Annotated in this window: 20 protein-coding genes and 4 tRNA genes; 7 read left to right on the top strand and 17 right to left on the bottom strand. The window is 42.2% G+C overall.

The features are described 5' to 3' along the window. Positions 1-4 precede the first annotated feature (4 nt). The 9 genes from V6Z54_RS07685 to V6Z54_RS07645 all read right to left on the bottom strand — a co-directional run bounded on the left by V6Z54_RS07685 (position 5) and on the right by V6Z54_RS07645 (position 6,338). A complete protein-coding gene (locus V6Z54_RS07685) occupies positions 5-799 on the bottom strand; it encodes an MBL fold metallo-hydrolase (RefSeq protein ID WP_305961132.1) in 795 nt (264 codons plus the stop codon). Between the two features lie 6 nt (positions 800-805). Continuing rightward, positions 806-1,669: a two-component system regulatory protein YycI gene (yycI, locus tag V6Z54_RS07680; RefSeq protein ID WP_041089447.1), complete on the bottom strand. Its 864-nt coding sequence runs from the start codon at positions 1,667-1,669 to the stop codon at positions 806-808. After that, entirely contained in the window at positions 1,656-3,035 is a 1,380-nt protein-coding gene (gene yycH / locus V6Z54_RS07675) for a two-component system activity regulator YycH (protein WP_041089445.1), read from the bottom strand. Before yycH ends, yycI begins: the two co-directional genes overlap by 14 nt. Then, on the bottom strand, positions 3,025-4,863 hold the full coding sequence (gene walK / locus V6Z54_RS07670; protein ID WP_024424029.1) for a cell wall metabolism sensor histidine kinase WalK: 1,839 nt from the start codon (positions 4,861-4,863) through the stop codon (positions 3,025-3,027). The genes yycH and walK overlap by 11 nt, the downstream gene beginning before the upstream one ends. 7 nt (positions 4,864-4,870) lie before the next feature. After that, complete coding sequence (gene yycF, locus V6Z54_RS07665) at positions 4,871-5,578, bottom strand: response regulator YycF (protein ID WP_024424030.1); 708 nt, start codon at positions 5,576-5,578, stop codon at positions 4,871-4,873. Positions 5,579-5,925: 347 nt separating this feature from the next. Continuing rightward, positions 5,926-5,998: transfer RNA gene (locus V6Z54_RS07660), tRNA-Phe, on the bottom strand. A 28-nt stretch (positions 5,999-6,026) separates the two neighbouring features. Continuing rightward, positions 6,027-6,103, bottom strand: a tRNA-Asp gene (locus tag V6Z54_RS07655). A gap of 81 nt (positions 6,104-6,184) precedes the next feature. Beyond that, a tRNA-Glu gene (locus tag V6Z54_RS07650) sits at positions 6,185-6,256 on the bottom strand. Positions 6,257-6,262: 6 nt separating this feature from the next. Then, positions 6,263-6,338 (bottom strand) — tRNA-Lys (locus V6Z54_RS07645). Between the two features lie 342 nt (positions 6,339-6,680). Here V6Z54_RS07645 and V6Z54_RS07640 point away from each other — a divergent pair. Continuing rightward, entirely contained in the window at positions 6,681-7,205 is a 525-nt protein-coding gene (locus tag V6Z54_RS07640) for a peroxiredoxin family protein (protein ID WP_024424031.1), read from the top strand. 28 nt (positions 7,206-7,233) lie between these two features. Here the strand turns inward: V6Z54_RS07640 and V6Z54_RS07635 are convergent, their stop codons facing one another. The 7 genes from V6Z54_RS07635 to V6Z54_RS07605 all read right to left on the bottom strand — a co-directional run bounded on the left by V6Z54_RS07635 (position 7,234) and on the right by V6Z54_RS07605 (position 14,302). Beyond that, positions 7,234-7,443 (bottom strand): hypothetical protein, encoded by a 210-nt coding sequence (locus V6Z54_RS07635; protein WP_099663870.1) that lies wholly within the window; start codon positions 7,441-7,443, stop codon positions 7,234-7,236. A gap of 14 nt (positions 7,444-7,457) precedes the next feature. After that, complete coding sequence (locus tag V6Z54_RS07630) at positions 7,458-8,591, bottom strand: DUF418 domain-containing protein (RefSeq protein WP_338527864.1); 1,134 nt, start codon at positions 8,589-8,591, stop codon at positions 7,458-7,460. A gap of 136 nt (positions 8,592-8,727) precedes the next feature. Next, the gene (locus V6Z54_RS07625; RefSeq protein WP_024424032.1) at positions 8,728-10,017 is read right to left on the bottom strand and encodes an adenylosuccinate synthase; all 1,290 of its coding nucleotides are present in this window, start codon (positions 10,015-10,017) and stop codon (positions 8,728-8,730) included. 255 nt (positions 10,018-10,272) lie between these two features. Beyond that, positions 10,273-10,686 carry a VOC family protein gene (locus V6Z54_RS07620; protein ID WP_041089437.1) on the bottom strand — a complete coding sequence of 138 codons (414 nt, stop codon included), beginning with the start codon at positions 10,684-10,686 and terminating at the stop codon, positions 10,273-10,275. A gap of 130 nt (positions 10,687-10,816) precedes the next feature. Then, positions 10,817-12,181, bottom strand: a complete 1,365-nt coding sequence (gene dnaB, locus V6Z54_RS07615) for a replicative DNA helicase (protein ID WP_024424034.1) — start codon at positions 12,179-12,181, stop codon at positions 10,817-10,819. A gap of 220 nt (positions 12,182-12,401) precedes the next feature. Then, on the bottom strand, positions 12,402-13,328 hold the full coding sequence (locus tag V6Z54_RS07610; RefSeq protein ID WP_338527964.1) for a DUF4885 family protein: 927 nt from the start codon (positions 13,326-13,328) through the stop codon (positions 12,402-12,404). A 26-nt stretch (positions 13,329-13,354) separates the two neighbouring features. Continuing rightward, positions 13,355-14,302 (bottom strand): DUF4885 family protein, encoded by a 948-nt coding sequence (locus tag V6Z54_RS07605; protein ID WP_052468301.1) that lies wholly within the window; start codon positions 14,300-14,302, stop codon positions 13,355-13,357. Positions 14,303-14,410: 108 nt separating this feature from the next. Here V6Z54_RS07605 and V6Z54_RS07600 point away from each other — a divergent pair, with 108 nt between their 5' ends. Beyond that, positions 14,411-15,268 (top strand): hypothetical protein, encoded by an 858-nt coding sequence (locus V6Z54_RS07600; protein WP_041089431.1) that lies wholly within the window; start codon positions 14,411-14,413, stop codon positions 15,266-15,268. A 144-nt stretch (positions 15,269-15,412) separates the two neighbouring features. Here V6Z54_RS07600 and V6Z54_RS07595 read toward each other — a convergent pair whose 3' ends face one another. Further along, positions 15,413-15,631 carry a hypothetical protein gene (locus V6Z54_RS07595; RefSeq protein WP_041089428.1) on the bottom strand — a complete coding sequence of 73 codons (219 nt, stop codon included), beginning with the start codon at positions 15,629-15,631 and terminating at the stop codon, positions 15,413-15,415. A gap of 524 nt (positions 15,632-16,155) precedes the next feature. On the opposite strand from V6Z54_RS07595, the gene V6Z54_RS07590 reads away from it, so the two are divergent. Genes V6Z54_RS07590 through V6Z54_RS07570 form a run of 5 tightly spaced genes read left to right on the top strand, consistent with a single transcriptional unit; the run spans position 16,156 to position 21,609 of the window. Next, the gene (locus tag V6Z54_RS07590) at positions 16,156-17,040 is read left to right on the top strand and encodes an alpha/beta hydrolase-fold protein (RefSeq protein ID WP_338527863.1); all 885 of its coding nucleotides are present in this window, start codon (positions 16,156-16,158) and stop codon (positions 17,038-17,040) included. Positions 17,041-17,044: 4 nt separating this feature from the next. Continuing rightward, positions 17,045-17,830: a 2,3-dihydro-2,3-dihydroxybenzoate dehydrogenase gene (locus V6Z54_RS07585; RefSeq protein WP_075612220.1), complete on the top strand. Its 786-nt coding sequence runs from the start codon at positions 17,045-17,047 to the stop codon at positions 17,828-17,830. A 26-nt stretch (positions 17,831-17,856) separates the two neighbouring features. Next, positions 17,857-19,038: an isochorismate synthase DhbC gene (gene dhbC / locus V6Z54_RS07580; RefSeq protein ID WP_338527862.1), complete on the top strand. Its 1,182-nt coding sequence runs from the start codon at positions 17,857-17,859 to the stop codon at positions 19,036-19,038. Positions 19,039-19,062: 24 nt separating this feature from the next. Next, positions 19,063-20,682 (top strand): (2,3-dihydroxybenzoyl)adenylate synthase, encoded by a 1,620-nt coding sequence (locus V6Z54_RS07575; RefSeq protein WP_075612222.1) that lies wholly within the window; start codon positions 19,063-19,065, stop codon positions 20,680-20,682. A gap of 18 nt (positions 20,683-20,700) precedes the next feature. Further along, complete coding sequence (locus tag V6Z54_RS07570) at positions 20,701-21,609, top strand: isochorismatase family protein (protein WP_073979334.1); 909 nt, start codon at positions 20,701-20,703, stop codon at positions 21,607-21,609. Positions 21,610-21,614 lie beyond the last annotated feature (5 nt).

Here is a 21,614-nt window from a genome sequence, read left to right as displayed (position 1 = left end):
AAAATCATACGGCGCAAAGCGGGGTTGCTTTTTTCGGGTCCGTATCAAATAAATCAAAGCCGTCCCCAACAACAAATCCCTTCATTTCAAGCGTCTGCTGGACCGCCATACGGGCTAAATCCTTCATGTTGTTGTCTTGACTCAAGTGAGCCAAATAAATGCGTGAGGTGGCATCTCCAATGACATCTGTCATCGCAAGAGCCGCATCTTCATTTGATACATGTCCGACATCGCTCAGAATTCTACGCTTAATGCTCCATGGGTATCGGCCCATTTGCAGCATACCGACATCATGATTGCTCTCAAACACAAACGTATTGGCTGACTTAATAATGCCTTTCATGCGGTCACTCACATAGCCTGTATCCGTCATGAGCGCAAGTTTGCGCCCTCCATAATGGAATACGTAAAACATGGGCTCTGCCGCATCGTGTGAAACGCCAAATGACTCGACATCAAGACCGCCAAAGGATTGAACGGTCTCCATATCAAAATGGAATTTCAGCTCTGTATCAATTTTTCCGATATGAGACTCCATTGCCTTCCATGTTTTCGCATTTGCATAGACAGGAAGCTTGTACTTTCTTGCCATGACACCAAGCCCTTTAATATGATCGGAGTGCTCGTGTGTCACAAAAATACCGTCCAAGTCTTCAGGCTTGCGGTCGATTTGGCCAAGCAGCTCGACCATCTGTTTGCCGCTTAAACCAGCATCGACCAAAAAGGCATGCTCGTCTGTTTCTAAATAAAAAGCGTTCCCCGTACTTCCGCTCGCTAGTACACTGAACTGCAAGCTCATGTTCTCTCACTCCATTGAAGATTTGTCATCTTTCTCTATATGATCAAGTGTTGAGCCATCGATGGCATTGATCAAATATTCTTCCTCTGTCTTTTTCTTTGAACCTGCTGATACGCCTTCAAGCTCCACACGCCACACAGGAACCATGACTTGTGTGCTTGCCCCCGGGTATTGCGTATAGTAACCAAGCTCTACCTTTTTCACGGTCGTGTTTTGGCTCAGCATATTTTGCGTATATAAGTCCTTCACGGTTTCAAGTGCTGGGACAAGTGTTTCTTTTCTCACTTCATTAATCGACGTCACCATTGACTGCTGATAAGAAACAACTTCGTTTTGCTCGTTGAGATTTAAGGTGATTTTCCCGATGGTTTCGGTGTCATCCAGGCCTTCTTGGAAGATGTATTTCCCTTTATACGTTTGGAAAAAGACGATTTTCCCTGTCTCTTCATCTATATTCCACAGCTTATAATTCTTCCCATCCAGCAATCGCTGGTTCACAAGGTTCGTCGCCGCTGTTTTGATATCCTTTTTCGGCAAGGCAACTGGCTTATTGAAGGTCATTTCAAGCAGCGTGACAGGATCATCTTTATCTGTTTTCGGGAATGTGCTTTTCGCCTTTTGATCAGCTAATCCGTCGACATCCTTTTTTGTATATTGCTTCTTTTCAGCTGTAATGCGGTATCCAATCTTCGCTTCATCTGATAGATTGCCATATTTGATCCCGTCTGCCTTCATTTCTTCCAGCGTATCCGTTTTTTCGATAATCGCAAAATGATCGGTTGACCGTTTTTCAAAGTATTGAAAACCTAGAAAGATATCGAGAACGAGAAAGGCTAGGATAAAGATCGTTTTGGTCTTATTCCACTCCATGATTCTCGCTCCCCTCTGTCAAAAGATCATTCGATAGAATCACGGTTTTGCCGTTATACTTCATACACCATACAGGCTCCAGCCAGACAAACATCCCTTGATCTTGATCTGATGCAGTTGAAACAGCTTGATATGCCGGGAAAATCTGTTCAATTTTCTCCAAGTCATCATATTTCGTCTGCTTGATGATCAAGTCCTTCAGCTCTGTCCCGTTCATCAGCTTGACCTGTTCACTTTGACTCGCTTTATTGCCAAGAATATAGTTTGGACGCTTGTAATTCAAAATGTCATCATTCGCCCATTGGACTTCAAGGGAGGTCATCCCAAATGGATGCTTTGTACTGTTCACAATCGGCAGACCGTCCATAAACATATTGAAGGACAGCTGCTGGTTGCTGTTGATGCCAAAGTATTGGTAGTCATCAGTAAAGCTTCCCGTATCATTGAAATATTTCACGCTTCGCTTGATCAAATCCCCCGTTTGGAAAACAGTGCTGGAATTGATATTGCGATGCTGATATTGAATGCGGTGGTCTTTTTGATTGGCTTCAAGGCGGCTTGTGCCATCTGTGTACACCGTCCGGTTTAAATTAGATTCCTCACCGACAAGACTCGGGTCCGTAAACAAAGCGTCTTTGAACTTGTTTGTCTTAATCGTTTCGATAAAGAACATTTTCGCTTCAAGCTGCTTTTGCTTTCTCGGAAGAAGGAAATCTCGTTTAGAATTCGTAGAGAATGTATAAAGATCATAGCGCGGCATCTCGTTTTGAGCGGCAGCGATACTGTCCATTAGATTACGGTAGTTGGCGGACTCAATTGTCAGCTCAAGCACCGTTTCCTTGCTGTATGAGACCAAGTAAACTTTCTTATTGGCCTTATCCTGCTGAGCGAACGGCACAATCATCCGATCAAACGAGTTGTATTCAATGGACTTGTTCGGCCATTTAAAGAGCGCCTGGAAAATATCAATCGGAATCGGATCATTGAATACAAGATCCAATGTCTTCCCTTGTCCTTCACGTCCATAGAAGAAATTCTTAAATTTCTGCTCGGAATATTGATCCGACACATCATTAACCTCTTTGACATCCCAAAGGCTCACATCATTCCAAAAGTTTTGAAAGAGTTCCTTTTGATCCACTTTAAAATGCTCTCCATTTGAATGGATAAACATCTCGCGCGGCTTCACGACATCAATGAGACTTCTAGGCTCGTCGCTTGAAATCTTCTTCGTTTCAACGACCTGTGTGCCGGTTTCAGCCTGATCCTGCATGACGGGCTGGAACATCCAGATATTCCACGTAAATACAAGACTGATCGCAATTAGGATTGTCAATATTATGGTTTTAAAGGTCTCACGCTTCATCCCAATCATCCTCTTGTTCTTCATTGTACGGAAGGGTAAAGGTCACCGTTGTTCCTTTTCCTTCAATGCTGTCAGCCCAAATATCTCCGCCATGAGCCTGAACCATTTCTTTTGCAATCGCAAGACCTAGGCCAGTTCCGCCCAGCTTCCTTGTTCTTGCTTTATCCACTCGATAAAAACGTTCAAAGATTTTATCCATATCCTTCTTCGGAATACCGATTCCTTCATCTTTCACGCTGAATAACACAAGGCCTTTCTCCTCATCCAAATCGACGGTAAACGTGATGTGTCCACCCTCTGGTGAATATTTCATGGCATTGGAAATGATATTATCGAGCACCTGTGTAATTTTATCTTGATCGATTTCCACATATACTTCACGCTGCGGCAGGTTGCGGATAAAATCGACATGCTGCTCCTTCGTCATCTCAAAACGATCAATGACAAGCGAGATAAACCTGATAAAGTTCGTCCACTCACGGTTGAATTGATAATCCTTGCTGTCGAACTTAGACAGCTGCAGCAGGTCATTGACAAGCCGGATCATGCGCTCAGTTTCATTTTGCGTGACACTGAGGAATCTTGGCGCAAGCTCCTTATCACCAATCGCACCTTCAGCCAGCGCCTCAAGGTAGCTTCGCATCGTCGTCAGCGGTGTGCGCAGCTCATGCGATACGTTCGCGACGAATTCACGGCGTTCAGCATCAATTTTCTCCTGCTCTGTGACGTCATAAATGACCGCAATTAAACCGTCAATCTTCCCATGCTCTTTCTGAATAACGGAGAAATTAACACGCAATACAGACAGCTGGTCTTCGCGTTCAATTTCGATCAGCATGGAATCTTGATTTTCGACTAAATCTTCAAATGTATGAGTTTCCTCTAAGCCGAGCAAGGACGTAATCGGCATCTCTAGAGCTGTTTCACGTGAAACATTTAACAGCTCTAATGCGGGGCTGTTTAATAGAATAATTGCACCGTTTTGATTCGTTGCGATGACGCCGTCCGTCATATAGGCAATAACAGAAGAAAGCTTTTTCCGCTCACCCTCCGTCATCAGCTGAGCTTCCTCCAGCTCTCTCGTCAGATGGTTAAAGGTTGTCGCAAGCTGGCCAATCTCATCATGCCCATACTTCCGGACCTTCCTGGAGAAGTTCCCTTTGGCAAGCTCGATCGCTTGCTTTCTCATATCTGAAATAGGATGAGTGATTGTTCTGAAGATGAAGATACCAAGTAGAGCAGTCGTCCCAAGTGCAATCAGTGTCCCAGTTGCCAAAATGGTGTTAATGGTTCGCATTTGGTTAAACACACTTTCCATTGAAGACACAACATAAATCACACCAACGGTCTCTTGGTTCTCATTTTTTACGGCTGTCGCAGAAATACGCACCCTTTTATTTGATTCAGGGTCATAGAATTTTTTCTCATAGTCTTTGCCAACCGCGAAAATACGGCTAATGATTTGATCAGTGATTTTCTTGCCGGCAATCTCTTGGCTGCCGTTATTGACAGAGGCAATAACCTCTCTGCTTTCGTCAATATAGCTGACTTCAGAGATTTCATTAGACTCATCTTTGTTGTTAAAATCGTTTAATATCTTTTGAGCATCCTCTTTTAATTCTGCCTTGCTTTTCGATGAATCTTGTTCTAGGTAATACGATAACGAGTAGATTCGCTGATTCAAGGAATTATCATATGAATTAATTAAGGACTGCTCTAGCTGCTTCACAAAGTACACGCCAATGATCTGCATGGCGACGATGATCAGCAGCACGTAAATCAAGGTCAATTTGAAGTGAATCGAGCGAAAAAAACCTACTTTACTCATAAGAATCTTAGTCCTGCTCTGGGTTTCTTAAATAGTAGCCGACGCCTCGTCTTGTCACGATCCAGCTCGGATGGCTAGGGTTGTCTTCAATCTTTTCACGAAGACGGCGGACTGTGACGTCTACTGTACGGACATCTCCGAAGTAATCGTAGCCCCATACGGTTTGCAGTAAGTGCTCACGTGTCATGACTTGTCCAATATGTTTCGCTAAGTAATGAAGCAGTTCGAACTCACGGTGCGTCAATTCAATCGTTTCCTCACGCTTAGACACTACATACGCATCCGGATAAATGACGAGTGATCCCACCTCAATATCATTTGATTCAGATTCTTCCTCCGTCTGCGGAGCAGCGGTTTGTCTTCTCAAATTCGCTTTCACGCGGGCAAGAAGCTCACGCGTGCTGAAAGGCTTTGTCACGTAATCATCTGCGCCAAGCTCAAGGCCGATGACTTTATCAATTTCAGAGTCTTTTGCTGTCAGCATGATAATGGGCATGTCGTATTTCTTTCTCACTTCACGGCATACTTCAACACCATCTTTATTCGGCAGCATAATGTCGAGCAGAATAATGTCCGGCTTAATTTCTTCTACCATTTCAAGGGCTTCGTTTCCATCATATGCACAATGAACCTCATAGCCCTCTTTCCTTAAATTAAATTCCAATATATCAGCAATCGGTTTTTCATCATCTACGACAAGAATCTTTTTTTCCATTGTGATTTCCTCCTGCATTTTTAGCATCTATGTCATTCCATTTTGCATGTATCATTACGCCTTTTCCGTTTACGAAAAAAAGGCTCACTGTCTATTATAACGTTTTACGAGGCAAAGATAAAAATAATAACGGCTTTCTTTTCTAGTAAACGTTGGATAGGAATGCGCCGCTCGAAAAAATTGATGACTTTTTCCTTTTTTATTGAAACTTTTCCAATCATCAGCCGTCTATATAGATGTAACGTCTTCTTCTTATGGAGCCGGGCCCTACCTAGGTCCGGCTTCTCCCTTTTTATGCCTTCTTTTCATAATAAAAACGCACCTGCGATTGCAGATGCGTTTGGAAGTGGCTCGGGACGGAATCGAACCGCCGACACACGGATTTTCAGTCCGTTGCTCTACCAACTGAGCTACCGAGCCATCATCAAAAAGATGAATATGTATTAAATGGCGGTCCGGACGGGACTCGAACCCGCGACCTCCTGCGTGACAGGCAGGCATTCTAACCAACTGAACTACCGGACCTCAGTAACTTGCCCGAAAAAGCAATCGTGGTGCTCCTTCAAGCAAGTGAGGAAAAATTAGCTTAACGCTAAAGTAAATCAATGACCCGTACGGGATTCGAACCCGTGTTACCGCCGTGAAAGGGCGGTGTCTTAACCGCTTGACCAACGGGCCAATACATGGTGAGCCATGAAGGACTCGAACCTTCGACCCTCTGATTAAAAGTCAGATGCTCTACCAACTGAGCTAATGGCTCTCGGTTTGTGAAAAGTAAATCTGAAGAAGTTGTATTGCGTCAAACCAATCGCTTTAAAAAAGCTGGAACATCGCATCCTAACAAGTTTCAGAGACCTTTGCAACAACGAGATTTATAATATCATAGAATAATTACATATGGCAATACGTTTTTCGACATTTTTTTAAAAAAAGTGTCGGATGTCAAATCTGCTTTCAAAGCCTCCACTTCTGCAACCGCCTTCATTTCACACGTCTTTCCGCATGATCTCTGCCTATTCAAACACATAGACACGTTTCAGGCCGCTCAAAAATGGCTATACATGAAACAAGTGACATTGTCATTGAAAAAGGAGGAAGCAGTATGAGTTCATTCAAATTAGGAGATAAAATGCCCAACTTTTCACTTCCAACAATACAGGGCGATCACATTGATTTCGACAAACATTTAGAGGAGCATCAAAGCTGGCACCTGATCGTTTTCTTTAGAGGATCTTGGTGTCCGGTATGTGTAGAAGAATTAAAAGAGCTCGAACAGCAGCAGTCATATTTTCAGGACAAGGATATTCACTTGATGGCGATTTCAACCGATAACCCTGATGACTTGAAGGCATTTGCGGATAAAGAGGGACTATCCTTCCCGATCATGTATGACCATGACCTCACGTCATTAAAAGCATATGAAGTCCACTATCACGGGGAGGATGCCCCATATGAAGACCACGGGGTGCACGGTGAACCCGCCTATTTCTTATTAAATGAAAAAGGGCAAGTGCTCTATCAGCAAAGACAAACAAGTCCGTTTGGCAGACCGCATGCCAACGAACTACGCAAAATCATTCAGTACATCCGTAAAAACTTAAAAGGCCAATATAAAAGCCTGAAGTAAGGAAAAAGCCCTCGTGATGAGGGCTTCTTTATGAATGTTTTTTGTTAAATAGCCAGTCAGCGGAGAAAAAAACAAGGAGTCCCGCCATTAAAATGACAAAAGTAACCGGTGGCCTGTCACCTTGGAAATACGCGTACAACGCATGCCCTCCTAATGCCAGAAGATAAAAGACAAATGCCGGCACAGCCGCTTGATGTGCATTCGCTTGTTCTCTTTTCGTCATTTTTTTAAAAAACATTGTGTCTATCCCCTTTATGATGCTTTTTTCATTGTCATCCTGCGAAGTGCCCGTGAACGGATATATTCCATTGGTCCAATTCTCCAAACCTTTAGGCAAACTGCTGAAATCGCGATTTGCAGAAGTGAAATCAATAGCCATGCCAATACAATAAGGGGCGCATTGATTTGACCGCCAAGTCCCAATCCCCAGCTATAAAAAAGAATGGAGCAGATGACATTTTGTAGGATGTAGCAGCTAAGCGCCATTTTCCCTACATATTCAAACCAATTCCACATGAACCATGACTCCGTGCGTGCGAGGAGCTTCGCAATGACAGCTATATAGAAAATAGAGAGGAATGGTGAAAAGGCGTAGCGCACCGCAAATTCCACTAGATCGTTTGGAACGAAGACTAGTGCATTCAGCGGCAGACCAACCCACAGTCCGATTCGGAACAATATTTTCCGGAGAGATTGTCCGCGTTCATTTGCATAAAATACACCGGCTCTCATCATCCGCACACCTAATAAAAACAGAAATGTGTTCATTGGAATGATAAAGATCGCTTCTTCTCGGTACATGAAAAAGTATTGTAACCGTTCTTGAACCTGCGAGATCCATGTCTCTGGCAGCTGCTCTTCCAGCGCCGGTTCAACGCTTTGATCATCGGCCGCTGACTCCATTTCAGAGAGGGAGTACACCATCAAACTTGACATAACGAGTAGATGAATCACACCTGAGACCATCATGCCCTTTTTGATACGCCTGCTGCCTCCCCGTACAATGTAAGCCACAAGTAGCCCAGTAACGGCATAACTCATGAGCACATCATATTCCATCACGAGCGCAAAATGGACAAAGCCTTCGATAAATAAAAATAAAAGAATCCATAAATAAGTACCCGGCCAAGGCGTGTTTTTCCTTTTTGCCTGCTGGTATTTCAGCTCCAATCCAACACCAAACATGATCGTGAGCAGCGAGAGCATTTTTCCATAAACGAACATGGAGACAAGACTTTCAAGAAAACTGCCATTTTCATATTCATCCGCTATCTGATCTGTCGCAAAGGTATCCCCTGCGTACGCAAAAAACCAGACGTTCGTTCCCAATGTGCCTAGTATGGCAAAACCTCGTAAAATATCTAATAATCGTATTCTTTCTTTCACTAGAACGCTCCTTCCCTCTATACAGTTATCATATTTTGGTAATGACCGGAAGTCCGTTCTACTGAAATTAAGGAATATTTAAACAAAAAAACACCAGTAAAATGCAAGATTTTACTGGTGTCTCATCAATCTATTCTTATGGACGGTACACGCTGCGGACAACGTTCGTTTGTGAACGATCTGGTCCGACTGAAAAAATGGAAAGTGGAATACCTGTTAATTGTGAAATGCGTTCTAAATAATGGCGGGCATTTGCAGGCAGTTCACTTAAGTTCTTCACACCTGTAATATCCTCTGTCCATCCAGGCATTTCTTCGTAGACAGGCTCACATTTCGCTAATTCATTTAGGCTTGCTGGGAATTCCTCTGTGATTTCTCCGTTCAATTTATAAGCAACACAGATTTTCAACTTTTCAATCCCTGTTAGTACATCAATTGAGTTAAGAGATAAATCTGTAATTCCGCTCACACGGCGTGCATGACGGACAACAACGCTGTCAAACCAGCCGACACGGCGCGGGCGTCCAGTTGTCGTACCGTATTCACGGCCAACCTCACGAATTTGATCGCCAATTTCATCATGGAGTTCTGTCGGGAATGGGCCATCTCCAACACGTGTTGTGTACGCTTTTGACACGCCGACCACATGTTGAATTTTCGTTGGTCCTACACCAGAACCAATCGTCACTCCTCCAGCTACTGGGTTAGATGACGTCACAAATGGGTATGTCCCTTGATCGATATCAAGCATGACTCCTTGTGCTCCTTCAAATAGCACGCGGCGGCCTTCATCTAGTGCATCATTCAGAACAACAGATGTGTCTACGACATATTTTTTCACTTGCTGGCCATATTCATAATACTCGTCTAAAATATCTTCAATCTTGAAGCCTTCTGTGTCGTACATTTTCTCTAAAAGACGATTTTTCTCTTCTAGATTACGTGCAAGCTTCTCTTCAAATACTTCACGATCTAATAGATCTGCGACACGGATACCGACGCGAGCTGCTTTGTCCATATAAGCTGGTCCGATTCCTTTTTTCGTCGTGCCGATCTTGTTAGCCCCTTTCCGCTCCTCTTCTACCTCGTCCAATTTTAAATGGTAAGGCAGAATAACATGGGCTCTATTGCTGATTCTGAGGTTATCTGTACTCACATTCCGTTCGTGAAGATACGCAAGCTCAGTGACCAACGCTTTAGGATCAACCACCATTCCATTACCGATGACACAAGTTTTCTCTTTATAAAAAATACCGGATGGAATGAGGTGTAGCTTGTATGTCACTCCATCAAATTTGATCGTGTGACCTGCATTGTTTCCCCCTTGATAACGGGCAATCACCTCTGCATTTTCTGAAAGGAAATCGGTAATTTTCCCTTTCCCTTCGTCACCCCACTGCGTACCTACTACGACTACTGAAGACATATCGTGCACCTCCGTTAACCTTTCAAAACGTTATCTCTTTCAAACACATTTATTTTATCAATGCACACCAAAAAAGTCAACGCTAAATCCGAACATTAATATCTCGAAATAAAATTTTGTTCGCTTTAAATATATAGAAAAGCGCTTTAATCACTTCTTTAGCGCTTGGAAATGGAGATTTTGATAAAAAACAACTTTTTATCGTTTCCAGCTGTTCATCAACATAAAAAAGACCCCCAGCAATGGGCGTCTTTTTTAAACCGGTGTAATACCATCTGTGTTCATCAGCACAACCCGATACCCATCTGGGTCTTCAATGGTTGCTCCTCCCCGGTCCCAGTATGGATTCGTTGAGGTGACATGCTGTCCGCCAAATGAAATCAATCTCTCTTTCATTTGCTGAAATTCCTCTGCATCCGGAATATAGAAAACAAGCAGCTGTTCTGGATGCGGGACGGGCAGGCTTTCTTCTTCTTCATGTTTGGTGATTTCTAAATGAACATGCTGGTGAGGCAGCCCGAGCATCACACCATCGTACCCTTCATGTTGATCAAATGAGCCTATTCGTTTGAGCCCTAAGCCTTCTTCATAAAAGGAAACAACCTCTTTCATGTTGACGGTCGGGCGTGCGATACGTAATTGAGCGGCTTCAAACTGTTGAAATTTCATCAGTCTTCACTCCTTTTCTCCTTTTAGTATACGCTCTCTCTTTTTCTCTCTCCTCCTCATATTGACTGTTTTTTCAATCATTCTTTCGATGTAGATCAATCAAAAAAAGCCCAGCTTCTTGAGCTGGGCTTTAAGCACCGGGCGGAACACCCGCATCATCAAATCTTCTTTCCAGGTTGACGAATTTGTTATATTCTTTGACGAACGCCAGTGATACTGTACCAACTGGACCGTTACGCTGTTTGGCAATAATGATTTCGATAATGTTCTTATTCTCTGATTCTTTGTCATAGTAATCATCACGATAAAGGAATGCCACGATATCGGCATCCTGCTCGATACTTCCTGATTCACGAATATCAGACATCATCGGACGTTTGTCCTGACGCTGCTCTACCCCACGGGAAAGCTGAGACAAAGCAATAACCGGAACTTCAAGCTCCCTTGCCAGCGATTTTAAGGCCCTAGAAATTTCAGAAACCTCCTGCTGACGGTTATCACTTGATCGTCCGCTTCCTTGAATGAGCTGCAAGTAGTCAATTAGGATCATGCCAAGACCATTTTCTTGCTTCAAGCGGCGGCATTTCGAACGAATTTCACTTACTCTGATCCCAGGTGTATCGTCAATGAAAATTCCGCTGTTTGACAGCGAGCCCATCGCCATTGTCAGCTTGCCCCAGTCCTCTTCTGTCAGATTACCGGTTCTTAGGTTCTGTGCATTGATATTCCCCTCTGCACAAAGCATACGCATGACGAGCTGCTCCGCACCCATCTCTAAACTAAAGATGGCGACACTTTCGTCCGTTTTGGTCGCGACATTTTGGGCAATGTTCAATGCGAAGGCGGTTTTCCCTACTGATGGACGAGCCGCTACAATGATTAAATCATTTCGCTGGAATCCAGCTGTCATCCGGTCAAGCTCAGAGAAACCCGTTGGAATCCCTGTGATATCGCCTTTGCGGTTATGAAGCTGTTCAATATTATCGTATGTTTGAACAAGAACGTCCTTAATGTTTTGAAAGGCTCCTGAGTTTTTACGCTGAGCCACTTCCATAATGGTCTTTTCAGCATCACTCAACAAGTCTTCTACTTCATCCTCACGCGTGTACCCATCCTGTGCAATGGTTGTCGCCGTACGGATCAGACGTCTTAAAATGGATTTCTCTTCTACAATTTTTGCATAGTATTCAATGTTTGCGGCAGTTGGGACCGAGTTCGCAATATCGGTTAAATACGAAATCCCGCCTACCTCTTCTAGTAAATCTGTATTAGCAAGCTCAGATGTCACCGTGACAAGATCGACCGGTTCCCCTCTATCGCCAAGGATAAGCATCGCATTGTAAATCTTTTGATGCGACATTCTATAGAAATCCTCTGGAATTAATACCTCAGAAGCGAGCGTTAGCGCAGATGGTTCTAAAAAAACAGCACCTAATACGGCCTGCTCGGCTTCTATATTTTGCGGCGGCAGCCGGTCATCGAGAAGTTCCGTCATGCCAAGCACCGTCCTTTCATAAAAAAATACGCTACTCATCATTTTAACATTTTCATCAATAAAAAAGTGAAAAACATCGACTATAGTCAAAATTACCATGAGGATGTTTCGTTGAACAGCGAAACATCGCACTTCAATAGAAAAGACTCTGTAACATAAATTGTTATAGAGTCCTTTATTAACGGTATCTGGTTTTGTACCTGTTGTCGTCCACGTTTTGTTAATCTATTGTTCTCTTAATCCCATAATTCTCTTTTTGTCCAATGTCATATAAGGAGCCGTTTTGGTAACCAATAGATAGCACCAAATCAGGAATAGAGTCAAACCCATTTTTGGCTAGATCAAAGAGCTGTGCACCATAATGTGAAGCAGCGATACGCGCATTTTCTGCTGTGTATGGATTTTTCAGGAGTTCTTCTTTGTATAGATCAAAAATATTCGCTCCGTTATCCGTTACAAATTGACCGTTTACAATGCTTAAATCCTTTAAATTGTAGCCTGTCACCGTTTTGATTTGATTGACAAGATGGAACTTTGCCAGAGAATCAGGTGTGAATTGAGTAGAATCATCATTTCTGCTTTTCATAATATGGAAAAATAGTTCTCTTGTATTGTTGGTTGTATTTAATAGGTCTTCTATTTGTTTCATCAGCGATTCGTCTGTTGATCCACTCACCACTAATTTGAAATTATTTGGATCAATGGTAAAAGTTAAATTTGTGTTTTTAGGAATGGTTATACCGTTTTTAGAGAATAAATCTTGTAATTGTTCGTTGACCTTTTGACGATTGAGTATTTTCTTTTCTACACTTTCTTGTGTAGGGTCGTACCGTTTTTCATTACGGAAGATGGCGTCATTAAAGTCATATTGACCTCCTTTATTATTCCTTGCCCAACTCATTTCCATAATGTAAGCAGCTTCTCTTTCCGGTTTTGTTAAATCACTTCTGAAATAAGAAGAATAAGGGTTTCTATACTTATTATATATATGGTCTTGAGGATCTTTGAATCGTTTATTTTGTTCATTTATTTTTTCGTATTTTTCATCTAATATTTTCATCCGTCTATCAGCTTCGGTCATCACCTCATTTGTACTTTTAATAGCTGAATGGCTATTGAAGTCCGGAAGGTTCTGCTTATTTAGAATGGCTGTCGTGTTAGATGTATTTATCTTCACTTTGATACTCCGTAATTCACCTTTTGTCCAATGTCATATAAGGAGCCGTTTTGGTAACCAATAGATAGCACCAAATCGGGAATAGAATCAAACCCATTTTTGGCTAGATCAAAGAGCTGTGCACCATAATGTGATGCAGCAATGCGTGCATTTTCAGCTGTGTATGGATTTTTCAGGAGTTCTTCTTTGTATAGATCAAAAATATTCGTTCCTTTATCCGTTACAAATTGACCGTTTACAATGCTTAAATCTTTTAAATTGTAGCCTGTCACCGTTTTGATTTGATTGACAAGATGGAATTTTGCTAGAGAATCCGGTGTGAATTGAGTAGAATCATCATTTCTGCTTTTCATGATATGGAAAAATAATTCTCTTGTATTGTTGGTTGTATTTAATAGGTCTTCTATCTGTTTCATCAACGATTCGTCTTTTGAACCACTTACCACTAATTTAAAATTGTTCGGGTCAATGGTAAAAGTTAAATTTGTGTTTTTAGGAATGGTTATACCGTTTTTAGAGAATAAATCTTGTAATTGTTCGTTGACCTTTTGACGATTGAGTATTTTCTTTTCTACACTTTCTTGCGTAGGATCGTACCGTTTTTCATTACGGAAGGCGGCATCATTAGAATTATAATGCCCTCCTGTTCCACTATTAGCCCATCCAATTTCAATAGAGTAAGCCGCCTCTCTTTCCGATTTGGTTAAGTCATTTCTGAAATAAGGGGAGTTTGGATTTCGATACTTATCAAATATATGGCCATGAGGATCTTTGAAACGTTTATTTTGTTCATTTATTTTTTGATATTTTTCATCTAGTATTTTCATTCGTCTATCAGCTTCGGTCATCACCTCATTTGTACTTTTAATAGCTGATTGACCTTTATAGTCTATTCGGTTCTGACTGTTTGAAGCACCTGCCGTGTACGACGTATTAATATTCATTTTGATTCTCCTTTTTAAAAAAATAGTGATTATTAAATATATCGGCAATTCAGTTAAAATTTGTTAGTTTTGATCCGATATAGTAATTATTACAAGGAGGGTTAAAATATGACAAATACTATTTTCAAACGTTTTTTATTACCTGCATTATTGTTAGTGCTTATTACTAGTTTTTTTGCACCTCATTCAGCAGAAGCAGCGATTACGGGGAATAACAGTCCTAACACAGCAAGCTCAATGGGATATTGGAAATATAGTCGTCCAGATACGACAATCTTACCTGAAGGTGAAAATGAAGCGTATTATCAGTTCACGATCAATAAGGGTGAAAGGGTTTATGTACGAAGTTCATATGATAAGCAATATACGGGGATGAAAATCGAGGTGTACAATTCGAAATATTCTGATGGAAGATCTAGAGTCATTAACCCTGATTCAATTACACCCTTTATTTTTGCTAATACTGATGAAGTTACTTCAACTTCAGAAACTTACTTTGTGAAAGTGACCCGTGGTACATATACAGGGAATATGTACTTTACTGTTTCTATCCAAGATCGTATTAAATCTGGAAATGGGACATTCAATTTTACGGGGACTGCTACCAACTTGGGGAATTCTTCTTTAAATTTTTTAGGAGTTGATTCTTCTATCATTACAATGGATTTAACGAACAATTCTTCTATCCCTAAAAATGCAATCGTTAAATCGATTTCAACAACTAGTATCCAATCGCCTAATCAAGGAAATGTCACACACAAACTGATGGCTGATATAAACAAAATTTGGAACGAATCTATTTTTTCATCTGCAACAAGTGGTTCTTACCGTATTTCTCTGGATGATCAATTAAAAGTCGCGCAAAAATGGAGCTTTAAGTACAACGCAAAGGCTACTGCGAGATCTACTATGAGCAATGTCAAAGCTGATATTCGTTACGAATATGATGTCACAGATGGATTCTAATTGAATGGTGGTTGCAGAAAAAAAGTAAGGGGACATCCCTTACTTTTTTAATTGCCGCATTTTTAATGCTATATGATCTTTTGCCACTCTTAAGACAGCACCGTCCTTTCATAAGAAATACGCTGCTCATAAAAAGTGAAAGTGTTAATGGTGGTTTTGCTTGAGGGCGTGTTGAAAGAGGAGGATGGTGATCATATCGGTGGCCCGCTGGTATAAATCCCATTGTTCATAGGCCGCAAATGACATCCGTATTTCATGTAATGACTGTTTCATTTCATGATATTCTTCCACTGTAAACGTATTTGTCAGTTTGAGCTGATTTTCAAGCAGTTTTAGCCTCAGCTTTCCTAATGAAGTTTTCATTCTGCCTACATTCCCTTCGATCTTGTCTTCCTTAGAAAATTGTATATCAATTTACGCATGATATTGAATAAGTTGTGAGATATGATCACCAGCTTTTCGAAAAATTCTCCTCTTTTTTCCTAAAAATGCAATAAGGTCTATAGACTTATTTTTCCTCAAAATGATTTCAAGAAGAAAAACCTATATATATTCCTGAATCAAACAGAAGAAAATGGTAAATATCCCGAGACGGTCAAGGACTTTTGGCATTTCTCCTCTTTTTAAATGACACGGCCCGGCATTCTCTATTTCCAATCATTTGGTAGTTATTTAGTCCTTTATTTTCTTAATATTCAGATTAAATTGCCGATTACACAACTTAATGAACATTTGACTTCATAATTGATAACCATTATCATTTGATTTGCTTGCGTGATTATTGAGAATCATTTTCATTTGAATTCTATTACTTAACTCATCCTATATCCGCAAGCCTGCTTTTATCATCGTATGATGGTCAATTTGAGGAAGGGGATTTTTTACATATGTCCAAACGCCCTGAAGGAATGGGTACTGAGGATTCACTTTTCGGAGAAATCCGTCCTTTTTTTATACCTGGGACGGAGCAATTGGATATCACAGCACACCCATACAGACTTTTTATATTTAAACCGAATACTACTCCTCCAGCGGCTGGTTTTCCAGTCATGTACGTACTTGATGGAAATTCACTTTTTGGCACAATGGTCGAAGCACTTCGTTTACAGTCAAGAAGACCTGAAAAAACAGGTGTCGTACCTGCCATCATTGTTGGAATTGGCTATCAAACAGAAGCGCCCTATCATCCGCTCAGGCATTATGATCTCACTCTTACCGATCCTGACGCTTCCATTGGTGGCAAAAGAAAGGACTTTTCCAACCATACATATGGCGGTGCCTCTGCGTTCTTTTCTTTTTTAGAAAAGATTGTAAAGCCTTATATCGAGCAGCGCTTTCCGATCAACCAGAGTCGTCAAACACTGTTTGGGCACTCTCTTGGCGGTCTTTTTGTATTACACACACTATTTGAGCACCCTGATGCTTATCAGACATATATTGCGGGCAGTCCTTCTATCCACTGGAACAAAGATTTATTTCTAGAAAAAGAACACCAATTCAACACCCATATACGTCAGATGTCTATGGATGCCAGGCTGCTTGTAGGTGTAGGTGAATTAGAAAAACATCATCCATGTCAAATGAATGATCATGCACATGCACTAGCAAAACGGATGCTGACTTTATCTTCATATGGCTTGCATACAGCCTATCACGAGTTCCCTGAAGAAGGACATACGTCCGTTTTACCAGTGCTAATGAATTACGCTTTTCGTTTTGCACTCTATCATGATGATCCTTTCACAACCACAGACATGAAGGAAAGGCAGTGAACACATGAAACATAGTGGTCTATCTCAAAAAATTGCCCTTATTACAGGCGCAGGACAAGGTATTGGCCAAGCAGTCGCTAAAAGACTAGCCGAGGAAGGTGCGATTATTGCAGCAGTTGACGCAAATGAAGATCAGCTGCAAAGCACCGTCCAGCAAATGAATGATGAAGGCATACGTGCCTTTGCCTATCCAGGGGACATCACCGATCAAGCTTCTGTTCAGCACATTGTTGATCAAATTGAAAAGCAGCTTGGACCCATTTATTTACTGGTCAATGTAGCAGGCATTCTTCGAATCAGTTCTATTGAACAGCTTAGTGCAGATGACTGGCAACAAACTTTCGCAGTCAACACACATGGTGTCTTTTACGTATCTCAAGCTGTCTCCAAATACATGATGAAAAGATCAGAAGGGGTCATTGTGACTGTCAGCTCTAACGCAGGTGCTATTCCTAGAATGAATATGGCTGCCTATGCCGCTTCAAAAGCAGCAGCTACTTCCTTTACAAAAACGCTTGGATTAGAGCTGGCAGCCTACGGGATCAGATGCAACGTCGTCTCTCCCGGCTCTACCGCAACACCTATGCAATGGGCTTTATGGGCTGATGAACAAGGAGAAGATCAGGTGATTAAAGGCTCATTAGAGACGTATAAAACCGGTATTCCTTTACAAAAAATCGCTGATCCTCAAAACATCGCTGATGCAGTCATTTTCTTTGCATCTGAGCAATCCAATCATATTACGATGCAGAATCTCACAATTGATGGTGGCGCAACACTCGGAATCTAGCATTTCATTTAAAAGGAGGCCTTTTCATGAAACATTCATTATTGTCGTCAGAAGAAAAAGTACAGTTGCTTCAAGACTATCAGCCAGGCGCTTTTTTCCTTGCTTCCCCTAAACGCACGATACTTGCCGAAGGGATTTTCCAGCATATTGAAACCAATCAGTTAAATGAACTATCCACAAAGGTAGCGCACGTAATTGACGCTGCCAAACAAGCTGGTATTCAAGCACCGATTGCGGCTGGTGCTGTCCCATTTGATCCGGCGCAGCCCGTTCGTTTAAATGTGCCAGTCCATGTTCAGTTTAGTGATCCACTCGAATTTCAACAAGGTGATGAGGAGTCAGAAGCGGTATCGCCATCCTATGAGGTGACACCTGTCCCTGCTCCAGATGTCTACATGGAAGGTGTGAACGAAGGGTTAGCTAAAATTGAGAAAGGAGAACTTAGCAAAATCGTACTCTCTCGATCTCTCCATCTCAAAGCAAATCGAGATATTCATACGAAAACAATACTCGAACGACTGGCTCGTCATAATACGACTGGCTATACGTTTGCTGCAAATATAGCTGACCCGGCATCTTCCCAAAAACGCATCCTTCTTGGGGCAAGCCCTGAGCTGCTACTTTCAAAAACTGGTTCATCTGTGATTTCCAATCCACTCGCTGGTTCTCGGCCACGCAGTTCAGATCCAGTAGAAGACCAGCGCCGCCGCGATGAACTCCTTACTTCAGCGAAGGATTTACACGAGCACGCAGTGGTTGTCGAAGCTGTCACTAAAGCGCTTACTCCTTACTGTCACACATTAGATGTGCCTGCATCACCATCCGTCATACAAACAGAAACGATGTGGCATTTGTCTACTGTGGTCAAAGGTGAATTAACAGATTCTAGTGTGTCCTCAATTGATTTAGCGCTTAGCCTTCATCCAACACCTGCAGTATGCGGAACACCTACAGCAGATGCACGTGAAGCCATTCAAGCGATTGAACCCTTCGATCGAGGATTTTTCACAGGAATGATCGGCTGGGCAGATACAAATGGTGATGGTGATTGGATTGTCACCATTCGTTGTGCAGAAGCTGAGGGTCACTCCCTTCGCCTCTTTGCTGGTGCAGGAGTGGTCAAAGGATCAAAGGCAGAAGAAGAGCTAGCTGAAACATCTGCAAAATTCAACACGATGCTTCATGCGATGGGCATCCATCAGCTATAAAAGTAAATAGGAGATGACAAAAACATGTTTGTTCAACCACCTACATGGCCAGAAGAATTTGCAAAACGCTACCGTGAAAACGGCTGTTGGCGTGGGGAAACCTTTGGCGGTATGCTTCGTGAACGCGCTGTATCGTTAGGAAATAAAACAGCGATTACATACGCTGATACGCACATGAGCTACCAAGAACTTGATGAGCGTGTCAGCAGTCTTGCCGCCGGTTTTCATCAGCTTGGCATTCAAAAAGGAAGTCGAGTTGTCGTGCAGCTTCCTAACATTCCTGCTTTTTTTGAGGTCATTTTCGCTTTATTTCGAATCGGTGCTTTACCCGTCTTCTCTCTGCCGTCTCATAGAAGCAGTGAAATCACTTATTTTATTGAGTTTGCCGAAGCAGACGCATATGTCATACCAGATATCGATGGCGGCTTTGATTATCGAACACTCGCACGTCAAGTGAAAGAAAAGCTTCCCTCATTACCCCATGTCATTGTTGCAGGGGAAGCTGAGGAATTCCTTGGCTTAGATGATCTTCGCAAGGACCCAGCACTTGATCCCCAAATTCATGTAGAGGCAAGCGATATTGCATTTCTTCAGTTATCTGGAGGCAGCACAGGCCTTTCTAAGCTTATTCCTCGCACGCATGATGACTATATTTATAGTCTTTGGAAAAGCAATGAGGTGTGCGAGCTCACACAAGAAAGTGTGTATCTAGCTGCACTTCCCGTTGCGCACAACTATCCATTAAGCTCGCCTGGAGTCCTTGGGACGTTATACGCAGGCGGAAGAGTCGTTCTTGCACCTGGATCAAGCCCTGATGTAATCTTTCCACTCATTGAAAAAGAACGGGCGACCATTACCGCTGTCGTTCCACCTATCGCATTGATTTGGCTAGAGGCCGCTCCTCATCGATCAGATGACATATCGAGTCTTGAAGTCTTACAAGTCGGCGGTGCTAAATTCAGTGCTGAGGCAGCAAAACGAGTGATGCCTGCCCTTGGATGTAAGTTACAGCAAGTTTTTGGCATGGCAGAAGGTCTGGTCAACTATACCAGATTAGATGATCCTGAACATGTCATTATTCATACACAAGGACGCCCGATGTCTGAATATGATGAGGTACTAGTGGTAGATGATGAGGACAAGCCCGTCCCGCATGAAGAGGCTGGACATCTTTTAACAAGAGGACCTTATACGATTCGCGGCTACTATAAAGCCGATGAACAAAACAAAAAAGCATTTACACCCGATGGCTTTTACAGAACAGGTGATATCGTGCGATTAACCAAAGAAGGAAATGTTGTTGTAGAAGGCAGAGACAAGGATCAAATCAATCGTGGCGGTGAAAAGGTTGCCGCTGAAGAAGTTGAAAACCATTTACTTGCGCATGCTGACATTCATGATGCCGCCATGGTTTCCATGCCGGATCCATTTCTTGGCGAACGCTCATGTGCCTTTGTTATCGCGAAAGGAAACAACAAACCAGCACCGCACGTCTTAAAATCATTTCTAAGAGAACGCGGGCTCGCAGCCTATAAAATTCCTGACCGCATTGAATGGATCGATGCGTTCCCACAAACAGGTGTAGGCAAAGTCAGTAAAAAAGCATTAAGAGAACTAGCTGCAACCCATACTGCCAACGTATAAAAAAGAGGAGTGAAAACCATGGCAATCCCTACTATTCCTGCATATCCAATGCCAAGCACACAAGATTTACCCGAAAATAAAGTGAACTGGATACCAGATCCGAAACGTGCTGTTCTGCTGATACATGACATGCAGCAATATTTTTTAAATGCATTTCAACAAAATACATCACCGATCACAGAGTTAGTTCAGCATATTGAACAATTACGTGACACATGCAATGAACTTGGCATTCCAGTCGTCTATACAGCTCAACCTGGTGACCAAGACCCGAAGGATCGTGCCCTATTAACAGATTTTTGGGGACCTGGACTTGGTGATGATGAAGCATTGACAAAAATCATTGATCAGCTTGCTCCATCTGAGGCAGATACATTGCTGACAAAATGGCGTTATAGTGCATTTAAGAAATCTAATTTTTTGGATATTCTTCAAGAAGGCGGGCGTGATCAACTGATCATTACTGGCGTATATGCACATATTGGCTGTATGCTGACAGCCGCAGAAGCATTCATGCTCGATATCGAAACCTTTTTTGTCGCCGATGCCGTCGCCGACTTTTCATTGAAACATCACAAAATGGCCATGACCTATGCAGCTGAACGCTGTGCGGTCACCACAACAACAAATCAAATCATTGGTCGTTTAACAGGACAGGAAGCAGAAAGTGATGAGCTATCCTTTGAGGCCATTCTTCAGCAAGTAGCTGAGTATCTCCAAATGGAGCCGAATGAAATACCACTTGACGAGAATCTCGTCTACCTTGGGCTTGATTCTATTAGAATGATGAGCCTAGCGGAAAAGTGGAGACAACAAGGAGCGACAGTCAATTTCGTTGAGCTTGCAGCAAATCCAACACTCGCTCATTGGCGGACTCTTCTTTTCCCAGACAAACAGCCATCTATTCCAAATATCGATTACTTGTAAAGGAG

The organism is Bacillus sp. MAG717A, assembly GCF_036884855.1.
GTDB lineage: Bacteria > Bacillota > Bacilli > Bacillales > Bacillaceae > Bacillus > Bacillus safensis.
The sequence above is the reverse complement of the archived record's forward strand: the minus strand, read 5'-3'. Positions and strand labels throughout refer to the sequence as shown.

Bases quoted from the DNA above. Each gene is read 5' to 3' on its own strand.
- V6Z54_RS07640 (WP_024424031.1), top strand. From the start codon at position 6,681: ATGAGTTCATTCAAATTAGGAGATAAAATGCCCAACTTTTCACTTCCA.
- yycF (WP_024424030.1), bottom strand. From the start codon at position 5,578: ATGGAAAAAAAGATTCTTGTCGTAGATGATGAAAAACCGATTGCTGAT.
- V6Z54_RS07625 (WP_024424032.1), bottom strand. From the start codon at position 10,017: ATGTCTTCAGTAGTCGTAGTAGGTACGCAGTGGGGTGACGAAGGGAAA.
- V6Z54_RS07595 (WP_041089428.1), bottom strand. From the start codon at position 15,631: ATGAAAACTTCATTAGGAAAGCTGAGGCTAAAACTGCTTGAAAATCAG.
- V6Z54_RS07590 (WP_338527863.1), top strand. From the start codon at position 16,156: ATGTCCAAACGCCCTGAAGGAATGGGTACTGAGGATTCACTTTTCGGA.
- walK (WP_024424029.1), bottom strand. From the start codon at position 4,863: ATGAGTAAAGTAGGTTTTTTTCGCTCGATTCACTTCAAATTGACCTTG.
- V6Z54_RS07575 (WP_075612222.1), top strand. From the start codon at position 19,063: ATGTTTGTTCAACCACCTACATGGCCAGAAGAATTTGCAAAACGCTAC.
- yycH (WP_041089445.1), bottom strand. From the start codon at position 3,035: ATGAAGCGTGAGACCTTTAAAACCATAATATTGACAATCCTAATTGCG.
- V6Z54_RS07605 (WP_052468301.1), bottom strand. From the start codon at position 14,302: ATGAATATTAATACGTCGTACACGGCAGGTGCTTCAAACAGTCAGAAC.
- V6Z54_RS07685 (WP_305961132.1), bottom strand. From the start codon at position 799: ATGAGCTTGCAGTTCAGTGTACTAGCGAGCGGAAGTACGGGGAACGCT.
- dnaB (WP_024424034.1), bottom strand. From the start codon at position 12,181: ATGACGGAACTTCTCGATGACCGGCTGCCGCCGCAAAATATAGAAGCC.
- V6Z54_RS07585 (WP_075612220.1), top strand. From the start codon at position 17,045: ATGAAACATAGTGGTCTATCTCAAAAAATTGCCCTTATTACAGGCGCA.
- V6Z54_RS07620 (WP_041089437.1), bottom strand. From the start codon at position 10,686: ATGAAATTTCAACAGTTTGAAGCCGCTCAATTACGTATCGCACGCCCG.
- V6Z54_RS07570 (WP_073979334.1), top strand. From the start codon at position 20,701: ATGGCAATCCCTACTATTCCTGCATATCCAATGCCAAGCACACAAGAT.
- V6Z54_RS07600 (WP_041089431.1), top strand. From the start codon at position 14,411: ATGACAAATACTATTTTCAAACGTTTTTTATTACCTGCATTATTGTTA.
- dhbC (WP_338527862.1), top strand. From the start codon at position 17,857: ATGAAACATTCATTATTGTCGTCAGAAGAAAAAGTACAGTTGCTTCAA.
- yycI (WP_041089447.1), bottom strand. From the start codon at position 1,669: ATGGAGTGGAATAAGACCAAAACGATCTTTATCCTAGCCTTTCTCGTT.
- V6Z54_RS07635 (WP_099663870.1), bottom strand. From the start codon at position 7,443: ATGTTTTTTAAAAAAATGACGAAAAGAGAACAAGCGAATGCACATCAA.